We start from the raw sequence: 11,251 nt of genomic DNA on the forward strand, positions 1-11,251 counted from the left end.
TCGGCGAAGTTCCAAACTCCCAGGAAACCATTCAGATCAATATTGCTTCTGGGAGTTCTGGGAAACACGATCTTCCGGCGGCCCCTTGCCACCCTTGACTTCGACTAATTCTGAAGGGCCGACTAAAATAGGCGCATCGCGAATTTTTGCATCGATGCCCGCCATGCTCGCCCGACTTCCGCTCTACATGCGCCTCGTGCGCCTCGATAAGCCCATCGGCAGCCTGCTGCTGCTGTGGCCGACGCTCAACGCGCTGTGGATCGTCTCCGATGGCCGTCCGTCGCCGATGCTGCTGATCATTTTCACGCTCGGCACGCTGCTCATGCGCTCGGCGGGTTGCGCGATCAACGATTACGCCGACCGCGATTTCGATCGCTACGTGAAGCGCACCGCCGAACGGCCGATCACGTCGGGCAAGATCAAGGCGTGGGAAGCGGTGGCGCTGGCGGCGGCGCTCTCGCTGATCGCGTTTCTGCTGATTTTGCCGCTCAACACGCTGACCAAGGAACTGTCCGTGTTCGCGCTGTTCGTGGCGGGATCGTATCCGTTCACCAAGCGCTTCTTCGCGATTCCGCAGGCGTATCTCGGCATCGCGTTCGGCTTCGGCATTCCGATGGCCTTCGCCGCCATTCAGGATCATGTGCCGATGCTCGCGTGGATCATGCTGATTGCCAACGTGTTCTGGTCGGTCGCCTACGACACCGAATACGCGATGGTCGATCGCGACGACGATATCAAGATCGGCATCCGCACATCGGCGCTGACGTTCGGGCGTTACGACGTCGCCGCCGTCATGCTGTGCTATGCGGTGACGCTGGCGATTTATGTCGGCATCGGCATCGCGCTGGGTTTCGGCTGGCTGTACTGGTTCGGCTGGCTCGGCGCGGCGGCGTGCGCGGTGTATCACTACGGGTTGATCCGGAATCGCGAACGCATGGCGTGCTTCGCGGCGTTCCGGCATAACAACTGGCTGGGCGGGATGTTGTTCGCGGGGATTGCGCTGCATTACGCGTTGCGCGGCTGAGTGTCGCGCGCCTGGCGCGAGACCTCGGCAACCCATATTCATTTTTGACAAAAGCAGACTGCAATTCGTACGGAAGCGGCCTTTAGACTTTAGAATTCCTTTTAAGGTTGTCTACCGTCCAATGGCTCATCCGAAACGTCCCATTGCATTCGTGCTGACTGCATCGAATCACGGCACGATGATCGTCAATCGCCACGATCACGCCGTGCAGAACAATCATGCGTTCGGAGTCGGCCATCAGATTCTGAGCCGTTCCTGTTTCGATCCGTCCGAAGTCGAGTTCGTGCTCGCCCTGCTGTCGCGCCGTCGCGATCATTTCGGGGACGACGTGTTCGCCATCGACGGCGGGGCGAATATCGGCGTGCATTCGGTGGAGTGGGCGCGTCATATGTACGGCTGGGGCCGCGTGCTCAGCTTCGAAGCGCAGGAAACCGTCTTCTATGCGCTGGCCGGCAATCTCGTGCTGAACAATTGCCTCAACGCGCGCGCCAAGCTTGCGGCGCTGGGCGAAAGCGTTGGCGAGATCACCATTCCGCAGCCCGATTATTTCTCGGCGGCGAGCTTCGGCAGTCTGGAATTGAGGCGGCGTGAAGGCACGCAGTACATCGGCCAGGACATTTCATATGACGCGGCGGCGGGCGTCGCGGTGCCGATGGTCACGATCGATTCGCTCGATCTGCCGCGCGTCGACTTCCTGAAGCTCGATGTCGAAGGCATGGAAATGGACGTGCTGCGCGGCGCGACGAACACGCTGAAGCGCTGCACGCCCATTTGTCTCGTCGAGTACATCAAGAGCGATCGGGAGGCGTTGAGCGCTTATCTCACCGATCTGGGCTACACGAGCATCTATGTGGCCGAGCCGAACATCATCGCGATCCATGAAAGCGATCCGACGCGGCAGAATATCGTCCTGCAGGATCGCAGCCTGACTATCGTCTGAGGTCTTTCGTTTCCCGTGGCTCGGCGCCGTCCATCAACCCGCGCCGAACTCATCCCCCATCTCCTTCGCACGCGCCTGCGCCGCCAGCGCGCCGCGCACGATGGCGTCCTTCACGCCTTGCGCATCGAACGATGCCAGCGCAGCCGCCGTCGTGCCGCCCTTCGACGTCACGCGTTCGCGCAGCACGCTCGCCGGTTCGCCCGATTGCGCCGCCAGTTGCGCCGCGCCCGTGAACGTGGCGACGGCGAGCGCGCGGCCTTGAGCTTCGTCCATGCCGAGTTGGCACGCCGCTTCCTGTATCGCTTCGATGAAATAGAACACGTAGGCCGGGCCGCTGCCGGAAATGCCGGTGACGGCGTCGAGCATCGATTCGTCGTCGAACCAGACGGCTTCGCCCACGGCTTCGAGCACCTGCGACGCAAGCTTTTTCGATGCATCGTTCACGCCGGGCAGCGCCGCGAGTCCCGTCACGCCCATGCCGATCAGCGCGGGCGTGTTCGGCATTGTGCGCACGATCTGCGTGTAGCCGTTCAGCCAGCGCGACAGATCGCTCGCGCGGATGCCCGCCGCGATGCTGATGATCGTCTGCTTCGACAGATGCGGCGCGAGCGTCTCGGCCACGCTTCGGAGCACTTGCGGCTTCACCGCGAGCACGATGGCGTCGTAATCGGCGAGCTTGCCGTCGACCGCCGCGCCCGTCGCGATGCCGAACTGCTTCGCGGTCCGTTCGCGCGCTTCGTCGTTGATATCGATGGCGTACACGTCGGCGGGCGACGTGCCGCGCTTGATCAGACCGCCGATGAGCGCTGCGGCCATGTTGCCGCCGCCGATAAATGCGATTTTCATGTTCGTCGTGAGTTCGGGTTCAGAGGATGTCAGTGGGCGTAAGTGCGCGCGCCGAAAATCGCCGTGCCGATGCGGACCATCGTCGCGCCTTCGAGCACGGCGGCTTCGAGATCGGCGGACATGCCCATCGAAAGCGTGTCGAGATCGAGGCCGTCGACGCGCAATGCGTGCATCAGTTCGCGCAGACGCGCGTGCGGGACGCGCTGGGCATCGAGCGTGTCGGCCGGTTCGGGAATCGCCATCAAACCGCGCAAACGCAAGCCGGGCAGGGCGGCGACGGCATGCGCGAGCGCGGCGGCTTCGTCCGGTTCGACGCCGCTCTTCGACGCCTCGCCGCTCACGTTCACCTGAATGCAGACGTTCAGCGCGGGCGCACCGTCGGGACGTTGCGCGGACAGGCGTTCGGCGATTTTCAACCGATCGACCGAATGCACCCAGTCGAACTGTTCGGCGACGACCTTCGTCTTGTTCGATTGCAGCGGCCCGATGAAATGCCATTCGATCTGGCTACGCAAATCGGCCAGATCGGCGATCTTCGCGATGCTTTCCTGCACGTAGTTTTCGCCGAACTTGCGCTGACCGGCGTCGAACGCGGCGCGCACGTCGTCGGCGGGAAAGGTCTTGGAGACGGCGAGCAGTTCGACCGACGACGCCTCGCGCGAGGCGTCGTGCGCGGCCTTCGCGATGCGTTGACGGACTTCTTCGAGATGTTGGGCGATGGACATGCTTCACACGGCGTTGAGCGCAATCCGTCCATTATACGAAGCGCTCAGCCGTAAATCAGATGCTCCAGCAGTTGAATCCAGTGCGTGACGGGCGTCGACGTGCCGCTTTGCAAATGCGCGATGCAACCGACATTCGCCGACACGATCATCTGCGGCTCGGTCTTTTCCAGCCGGTCGAGCTTCTGATTGCGCAGCGCGTAGAGAGCTTGGGCTGCATCACCGAATACGTGCCCGCCGATCCGCAGCAGAGGTGACTGTCCGCGGGCAGCCGCACTTCGAGACCGAGCGTCGTCAGCAACTGCTCGACGCGTCCGCGAATCTGCTGACCGTGCTGCAAGGTACACGGCGGATGAAACGCGACCGTATGCACCGCGCGCCGCCGCACGAGCTGCGTCAGTTCTTCTTCGTACTTCGGCAGGATTTCCGCCAGATCCAAGGTCAGATCGACGATGCGCTGCGCTTTCTCCGCATACGCCGGATCGTGCCGCAGCAGATGCGCGTATTCCTTCACGGTCGCGCCGCAGCCCGACGCGTTCATCACGATCGCCTCGACGCCTTTCTCGACATACGGCCACCACGCGTCGATGTTGTTGCGCACGTCGTCGAGCGCGTCATCGTTGTAGCCGAGATGCAGACGGATCGCGCCGCAGCAGCCTGCATCCGGCGCGGTGACGATCTCGATGCCAAGCGCATCGAAGACGCGCTGGGTCGCGGTGTTGACGTTCGGCATCATCGACGGTTGCACGCAGCCGGACAGCATCAGCATCTTGCGTTCGTGCTTGCGCGTGGGCGGCGCGAGCGGCTTCTCCGGCACCGGCACCTTCGCGCGCAGCGTGCGCGGCAGAATGCTGCGGAACTGCTGGCCGAGCTTCATCGCGGGCGTGAAGATCGTGCTGTTCGGCAGCACGCTCGCCAGCAAACGGCGCTGCAGCCGCTGCGTGAACGGCCGGTCCACTTTCTCTTCGACGACCTTGCGTCCGATCTCCACGAGCCGTCCGTATTGCACGCCCGATGGGCACGTGCTCTCGCAATTGCGGCACGTCAAACAACGGTCCAAGTGCATCTGCGTGCTGCGCGTGACGGGCGCGCCTTCGAGCATCTGCTTCATCAGATAGATGCGGCCGCGCGGTCCGTCGAGTTCGTCGCCCAGCAATTGATAGGTCGGGCACGTCGCCGTGCAGAAACCGCAATGCACACATTTGCGCAGGATGCCGTCGGCTTCGTCGCCGGTGCCGCGGATGAAATCGGCGAGATTGGTTTGCATCGCTCGTGTCGGGGGGACGATTAGAAGTCTGGATAAAGTCGTGCGCGATTGAAGATGCGCGCCGGATCGAACGCCGTCTTCAGCCCGCGATGGATTTTCATCAGCGGCGCGGGCAGCGGCGTGAATACGCCCGCGTTGCGATCGTAGGCGCTGCCGGCGCGGAAGATGGTCGCGTGGCCGCCCGCCTGCTTCGCGCTGATGCGAACCGTCTGCGGATCGGTGTCGGTGATCCACCAGCGTTGTGCGCCGCCCCATTCCATCAACTGCGCGCCCGGCAGATTCAGCGGCTCCGCGATCGACGGCAGCGCCAGCCGCCACAGCGCCGAGCGCGGTTCGATCACCGCGAAGAACGGATCGGTCTGTTCGCGCAGGCCGATCCAGAAACGGTCGGCTTCGACGGCATCGACCACTTCGCCGCCGAGCGTGTTGCGCGCGGTTTTTACTGCCGCTTCCGCGCTCGCGAGACGCAGCGCCAGCGTGCCGTCGCGCCACGCGTTGCCGGTGATCGGCAACGGATGACCGCCCCATTCGTTGAGCTTGCGCACGCCGTCGGTCGCGTGCATGTCGAACTTGAGCGTGGCTTCGGCGACCGGGCGCGGCAGCACCTTGATCGACAGTTCGAGGATCAGCCCGAGCGTGCCGAGCGATTCGGCAAGCAGGCGCGCCACGTCATAACCCGCGACGTTCTTCACCACCTGACCGCCGAAATGCAGCACTTGCCCGTGGCCGTTCATCACGACCGCGCCGAGCACGAAATCGCGCGGTGCGCCGGTCCACGCGCGTCGCGGTCCGGCGATGCCCGCCGCGATGCAGCCGCCGAGCGTCGCGCCGCGTCCGAAATGCGGCGGCTCGAACGGCAGCATCTGGCCGTGTTCGCGCAGCGTCGCTTCGATTTCAGCAAGCGGTGTTCCGCTTTTCGCGGTGATGACGAGTTCCGCCGGATCGTAGGCGACGATGCCCCGATGCGCGCGCGTGTCGAGAATCTCGCCTTGCAGCGTCTGGCCGTACCAGTCCTTGGTGCCGCCGCCGCGCAAGCGTAGCGGCGCACCGGTCTCCGTCGCTCGCGCGATTCGTTCGGACCAGCCGGCGACGATGTCGTCGTGTTCCATTCGGTGTCCCGCTCTCGTAGTCTTTCTTTTTACGGCCGTCCGGTCGATTGTACCGGCCGCTTAATCGCGCCACAGTCGGAGAAACGTGGATAGCGGAACGCGCTTCCCCGTCGAAATCAGAAGCGCGGGATGTCGAGATGCGGCAGCAAACCGCCGCGCACATGCATCTTGCCGTACTCGGCGCAGCGCGAACGGGTGGGAATGCCCTTGTCGGGATTGAGCAGGCCCGGCGGATCGAACGCGCGCTTGACCGCGAAGAACGCGTCGCGCTCTTCCGGCGAGAATTGCACGCACATCGAATTGATTTTCTCGATGCCCACGCCATGCTCGCCCGTCACCGTGCCGCCCAGTTCGACGCAGGTTTCGAGAATATCGCTGCCGAACGCCTCCGCGCGATGCCATTTGTCCAGATCGTTGCCGTTGAAGAGAATCAGCGGATGCATGTTGCCGTCGCCCGCATGGAACACGTTGATGCAGCGAAGCGCGTACTTCTTCTTCATCTCCTCGATGCGCGCGAGCAGCGGTCCGATCGCGCGGCGCGGCACCGTGCCGTCCATGCAGTAATAGTCGGGCGAAATGCGGCCGGCGGCGGGAAATGCATTCTTGCGGCCCGACCAGAACTTGAGCCGCTCGGTTTCGGAGCGCGAAATCTGAATGCGCGACGCACCGTGTTCGCGCAACACCGCCGTCATGCGGACGATTTCCTCGGCGACTTCAATTTGACGTCCGCGCCTGCTTTATCGATGCATCTTGCGCGTCTTCGTCACGCTTCGAAAGTGAAGATTTTCCCCGGATTCATCATGTTTTTCGGATCGAGCGCATGCTTGATGGCGCGCATCACGCCGATCGCGTCCGCGCCGTGCTCGTCGAGCATGAAGCCCATCTTGTGCAGGCCGACGCCGTGTTCGCCGGTGCAGGTGCCGCCCATCGCGAGCGCGCGCATGACGATGCGCTTGTTCAGCCGTTCGGCTTCCTCGAGCTCTTCGGGCTTGGCGGGATCGAGCAGCATCGCGACGTGGAAGTTGCCGTTGCCGACGTGACCGACGATCGGACACGGCAAATACGATGCAACCAGATCCTTCTCCGTTTCCTCGACGCATTCCGCGAGACGCGAGATCGGCACGCAGACGTCGGTGGTGACGGCGCGGCAGCCGGGCTTCAGTTGCAGCATCGCGAAGTAGGCCGAGTGACGCGCGTTCCACAGGCGGCTGCGGTCTTCGGGACGCGTCGCCCATTCGAAGTCGGTGCCGTGGTTTTCGGCGGTGATGTCCTGCACGGTCTGCGCCTGTTCCTTGACGCCCGATTCCGTGCCGTGGAATTCGAAGAACAGCATCGGCGATTCGCGCAGCGTCAGGTTCGAGTGGCGATTGGATCGCGCGCACGGCGAGCGTATCGACGAATTCGACGCGCGCGATCGGCACGCCCATTTGAATCGTCTCGATGACCGAACGGACGGCGTCGCCCATCGACGGAAACGTGCAGATGGCGGCGGAAATGGCTTCGGGCTGCGGATAGAGCCGCACGGTGATTTCGGTGATGACGCCGAGCGTGCCTTCGGAGCCGACGAACAGGCGCGTGAGGTCGTAGCCCGCCGACGATTTGCGCGCGCGTGCCGGTTTTGACCACGCGGCCATCGGCGGTGACGACGGTCAGGCCAAGGACGTTTTCGCGCATCGTGCCGTAGCGGACGGCGTTGGTGCCGGAGGCGCGCGTTGCGGTCATGCCGCCGATGCTGGCGTCCGCGCCGGGATCGATCGGGAAGAACAGGCCGGTGTCCTTGAGCGCTTCGTTCAACTGCTTGCGGGAGATGCCGGGCTGGACGGTGACGGTCAGGTCTTCGGCGTTGATCGCGATGACGTCCTTCATTTCGGACAGGTCGATCGAGACGCCGCCTTGCACCGCGAGCAGATGGCCTTCGAGCGACGAGCCGTTGCCGTAGGGAATGATCGGCGTATCGTGCTCGGCGCAGACTTTGACGATGCTCTGCACTTCATCGGTGCTGCGCGCGTAGACGACGGCGTCGGGGAGTTGCGGATCGAACGGCGATTCGTCGCGGCCGTGGTGTTCGCGCACCGCTTGCGATGTGGAGACGCGATCGGCGAACTTTTCCTTCAGGGCATCCAGCAGGGCGGCGGGGAAGGGACGGCGAAAGGCGCTGGGTTCGGCAGGGTGATTCACAGGGTCTCTCCGGGGCAGGCTGTGCGTGCGTCTTTTTTAAGCGACGCGATGTGCGCTTGGTATGTCGGTTGCGGGATATTTTTTCGTCGCGCGATGCGCGGGAAATCCATTACAGGCTTATCTCATTTTACGCCGATGGTGCGCAGCTCGGCGCGTGGGGCTTTCGCGGGGTTGGGTTCTTATAATGGGCTTCTGATTTTCCGGAGAGAAGCGATGGGCAACCGGCTGAGCAAGATCACGACGCGTACCGGCGACGATGGAACCACGGGCCTGGGCGACGGCTCGCGCGTGGCGAAGGACGATGCGCGTATCGCCGCGATCGGCGATGTGGATGAGTTGAATTCGTGCATCGGCGTATTGCTGTGCGAGCCGATGCCTTCCGATATCCGCGATGCGCTGACGCAGATTCAGAACGATTTATTCGATTTAGGCGGGGAGTTGTCGATTCCGGGGCATTCGATGATTCAGGACGCTCACCTCGCGCGGCTCGATACGTGGCTTGAGGAGTACAACGCGACTTTGCCGGCGCTTAAAGAGTTTATTTTGCCCGGCGGGTCGAGGGCGGCGGCGATGGCGCATGTTTGTCGGACGGTTTGTCGGCGGGCTGAGCGGGCGATCATTACGCTTGGGCGTGGCGAGGCCGCTGGGGTGAATGACGCGCCTAGGCGGTATGTGAATCGGTTGTCGGATTTGATGTTCGTGCTGGCGCGCGTGTTGAATCGGGCGGATGGGGGCACGGACGTGCTGTGGAATCACGATCGAGCCCATACAGGTAAGTAAGGGCCGCTTATTTCCAGATCGGTCGACGCCACGCCGCTCGCGTAATGCGTCGACCGTCAATGCGCGCTGTCTTGCTTAGTTGCCGCCACCTCGTGCGACGCGCCGCTGTTTAACCGCTCTCGCAAGCCCTTCGAGCACGCCGAGGCTCTCCTCCCACCCAATACAAGCATCCGTAACACTCTGCCCGTACGTAAGCTCACGCCCTTCCTTCAAATCCTGCCGCCAGGCGACAAGATGCGACTCCACCATCACGCCAACAATCCGGCTATCCCCGGCCGCCAGCTGCTTCCCGATGTCTTCGCAAACCGGAATCTGGTTTTCATGCTTCTTGGAGCTATTAGCATGGCTCGCATCGATCATCAACCGCGCGGCTAATCCAGCTTTGCCAATATCGCTACAAGCCGCATCCACACTCGCCGCATCGTAGTTGGGCGTCTTGCCGCCGCGCAGAATGATGTGGCAATCCTCATTACCGGCGGTCGAAACGATCGCCGAATGTCCGCCCTTCGTCACCGACAGGAAATGATGCGGCTGCGACGAAGCCTTGATCGCATCGACGGCGATCTTCACGTTGCCATCCGTGCCATTCTTGAAGCCGACCGGACAAGACAAGCCCGATGCCAACTCGCGATGCACCTGCGACTCCGTCGTCCGCGCCCCGATCGCGCCCCACGAAATCAGATCGGCGATGTACTGCGGGCTGATCATATCGAGATACTCGGTGCCAGCCGGCAAGCCCATCTCATTGATATTCATCAGCAATTCACGCGCGGCACGCAAGCCGTCGTTGATCTTGAAGCTGTTGTCCATATACGGATCGTTGATCAGCCCCTTCCAGCCGACCGTCGTGCGCGGCTTTTCGAAGTACACGCGCATCACGATCTCGAGCTCGCCGGCAAAGCGCTTGCGCTGCTCGACCAGACGTCCGGCGTATTCCAGCGCGGCCTTCGGGTCATGAATCGAACACGGCCCGATGATCACGATCAGCCGGTCGTCCATCCCGTGCAGGATGCGATGCATCGACTGCCGCGCGTTGTAGATCAGCTCGGACGTGCCTTCGGCGCAGGGGAATTCGCGGATCAGATGCGCGGGCGGCGTCAGCTCTTTCAACTCGCGGATACGGACATCATCGGTATTGTGCGGGGGCATTTCTTATCTCCAACGGGACAAATCCAGCGACACTCGGAAGGCGGTAGGGCGAAAAAAAACCGCCAGACTCGCTGGCGGTTTTTCGGGAATTTGGTCTGTTCAACCTGCGTACAACTCACCCCTCTCGATCCGCCAGCGGCTTGAGATGCCAAAAGAAATAAAAATAAAACTTGGCGGACATGAGGAGTCGGAGCTGAATCGCAAAAAAGTTGTGACTGCCCTTATAACCTCAAACGCGCGACGCTGACAAGCCGTCGCGAATCAAAACGCGGAGAATCCGCATCGAGCGCTGCGGCAACGCCGCAAACAAACGCGTCCGACGCGGAATTCCCGCATGAAAAACTCAGATCGTGCCGCCCACCGTCATCTTCTCGATGCGCAACGTCGGCTGTCCGACGCCCACCGGCACGCTCTGGCCTTCCTTGCCGCACACGCCGACGCCGCTGTCCAGACGCATGTCGTTGCCGATCATCGTCACGTACTTGAGCGATTCCGGGCCGCTGCCGACCAGCGTCGCGCCCTTCACCGGATACGTGATCTTGCCGTTCTCGATCATGTACGCCTCGGACGCCGAGAACACGAACTTGCCGTTGGTGATATCGACCTGACCGCCGCCGAAGTTCACCGCGTACAAGCCGTTCTTTACCGACGCCAGAATCTCCTGCGGATCCTTGTCGTCGTTCAGCATGTAGGTGTTGGTCATGCGCGGCATCGGCAGGGCGGCGTAGGATTCGCGGCGCGCGTTGCCCGTCACCGGCATCTTCATCAGGCGCGCGTTGAGCGAATCCTGAATGTAGCCCTTGAGAATGCCATCCTCGATCAGCGTCGTGCACTGCGTCGGATTGCCTTCGTCGTCGATATTGAGCGAGCCGCGACGATTCGGCAGCGTGCCGTCATCGACCACGGTGACGCCCTTCGCCGCGACCTGTTCGCCGATCCGTCCCGCGAACGCTGACGATCCCTTGCGGTTGAAGTCGCCTTCCAGCCCGTGACCGACCGCCTCGTGCAGCAGCACGCCCGGCCAGCCCGGCCCGAGCACGACGGTCATCGCGCCGGCCGGAGCGGGGCGCGCTTCGAGATTGACCAAAGCCGCGTGCACGGCGTCGTCGACGTACTTCATCAGCACGTCGTCGGTGAAGTAGCTGTAGTCGAAACGTCCGCCGCCGCCGCCCGTGCCGATTTCGCGTCGGCCGTTCTGCTCGGCGATCACCGTCACCGACACGCGCACCAGCGGAC

9 protein-coding genes and 3 pseudogenes are annotated in these 11,251 nt (G+C 62.8%); 3 read left to right on the plus strand and 9 right to left on the minus strand.

The annotated features are described in order from the left end of the window. Window positions 1–36: 36 nt before the first annotated feature. A complete protein-coding gene (locus tag BVER_RS35340) occupies window positions 37–165 on the minus strand; it encodes a hypothetical protein (protein ID WP_269750795.1) in 129 nt (42 codons plus the stop codon). On the opposite strand from BVER_RS35340, the gene ubiA reads away from it, so the two are divergent. Continuing rightward, window positions 164–1,024, plus strand: a complete 861-nt coding sequence (gene ubiA / locus BVER_RS23420; RefSeq protein WP_050455326.1) for a 4-hydroxybenzoate octaprenyltransferase — start codon at window positions 164–166, stop codon at window positions 1,022–1,024. The genes BVER_RS35340 and ubiA overlap by 2 nt on opposite strands. Window positions 1,025–1,145: 121 nt before the next feature. Continuing rightward, the gene (locus BVER_RS23425) at window positions 1,146–1,964 is read left to right on the plus strand and encodes an FkbM family methyltransferase (protein ID WP_050455327.1); all 819 of its coding nucleotides are present in this window, start codon (window positions 1,146–1,148) and stop codon (window positions 1,962–1,964) included. A gap of 33 nt (window positions 1,965–1,997) precedes the next feature. On the opposite strand, the gene proC is transcribed toward BVER_RS23425, so the two are convergent. The 6 genes and pseudogenes from proC to BVER_RS23455 form a co-directional block, all read right to left on the minus strand. Beyond that, entirely contained in the window at window positions 1,998–2,810 is an 813-nt protein-coding gene (gene proC, locus BVER_RS23430) for a pyrroline-5-carboxylate reductase (protein WP_050455328.1), read from the minus strand. A 29-nt stretch (window positions 2,811–2,839) separates the two neighbouring features. After that, entirely contained in the window at window positions 2,840–3,535 is a 696-nt protein-coding gene (locus tag BVER_RS23435) for a YggS family pyridoxal phosphate-dependent enzyme (RefSeq protein ID WP_050455329.1), read from the minus strand. A gap of 44 nt (window positions 3,536–3,579) precedes the next feature. Continuing rightward, window positions 3,580–4,799: pseudogene (gene glcF / locus BVER_RS23440) on the minus strand (glycolate oxidase subunit GlcF). 20 nt (window positions 4,800–4,819) lie between these two features. Beyond that, complete coding sequence (glcE, locus tag BVER_RS23445; protein WP_050455330.1) at window positions 4,820–5,908, minus strand: glycolate oxidase subunit GlcE; 1,089 nt, start codon at window positions 5,906–5,908, stop codon at window positions 4,820–4,822. 116 nt (window positions 5,909–6,024) lie between these two features. Beyond that, window positions 6,025–6,636, minus strand: a pseudogene (locus tag BVER_RS23450) (FAD-linked oxidase C-terminal domain-containing protein); the annotation flags it as partial. A 35-nt stretch (window positions 6,637–6,671) separates the two neighbouring features. Then, window positions 6,672–8,086, minus strand: a pseudogene (locus tag BVER_RS23455) (FAD-binding oxidoreductase). A gap of 213 nt (window positions 8,087–8,299) precedes the next feature. Here BVER_RS23455 and BVER_RS23460 point away from each other — a divergent pair. Further along, window positions 8,300–8,866 (plus strand): cob(I)yrinic acid a,c-diamide adenosyltransferase, encoded by a 567-nt coding sequence (locus tag BVER_RS23460; RefSeq protein WP_050455332.1) that lies wholly within the window; start codon window positions 8,300–8,302, stop codon window positions 8,864–8,866. A gap of 75 nt (window positions 8,867–8,941) precedes the next feature. Here BVER_RS23460 and aroG read toward each other — a convergent pair whose 3' ends face one another. Together aroG and BVER_RS23470 are read right to left on the minus strand one after the other, a co-directional pair. Next, a complete protein-coding gene (gene aroG / locus BVER_RS23465; RefSeq protein WP_050455331.1) occupies window positions 8,942–10,015 on the minus strand; it encodes a 3-deoxy-7-phosphoheptulonate synthase AroG in 1,074 nt (357 codons plus the stop codon). A 343-nt stretch (window positions 10,016–10,358) separates the two neighbouring features. Further along, window positions 10,359–11,251 (minus strand): metallopeptidase TldD-related protein (locus BVER_RS23470; protein ID WP_232316724.1); only part of this gene is annotated, 893 nt, incomplete at its 5' end.

It is taken from the genome of Candidatus Burkholderia verschuerenii, assembly GCF_001189365.1.
Lineage (GTDB): Bacteria > Pseudomonadota > Gammaproteobacteria > Burkholderiales > Burkholderiaceae > Caballeronia > Caballeronia verschuerenii.

Bases quoted from the DNA above. Each gene is read 5' to 3' on its own strand.
- BVER_RS23460 (WP_050455332.1), top strand. From the start codon at position 8,300: ATGGGCAACCGGCTGAGCAAGATCACGACGCGTACCGGCGACGATGGA.
- ubiA (WP_050455326.1), top strand. From the start codon at position 164: ATGCTCGCCCGACTTCCGCTCTACATGCGCCTCGTGCGCCTCGATAAG.
- BVER_RS23425 (WP_050455327.1), top strand. From the start codon at position 1,146: ATGGCTCATCCGAAACGTCCCATTGCATTCGTGCTGACTGCATCGAAT.
- BVER_RS23435 (WP_050455329.1), bottom strand. From the start codon at position 3,535: ATGTCCATCGCCCAACATCTCGAAGAAGTCCGTCAACGCATCGCGAAG.
- BVER_RS35340 (WP_269750795.1), bottom strand. From the start codon at position 165: ATGGCGGGCATCGATGCAAAAATTCGCGATGCGCCTATTTTAGTCGGC.
- aroG (WP_050455331.1), bottom strand. From the start codon at position 10,015: ATGCCCCCGCACAATACCGATGATGTCCGTATCCGCGAGTTGAAAGAG.
- proC (WP_050455328.1), bottom strand. From the start codon at position 2,810: ATGAAAATCGCATTTATCGGCGGCGGCAACATGGCCGCAGCGCTCATC.
- glcE (WP_050455330.1), bottom strand. From the start codon at position 5,908: ATGGAACACGACGACATCGTCGCCGGCTGGTCCGAACGAATCGCGCGA.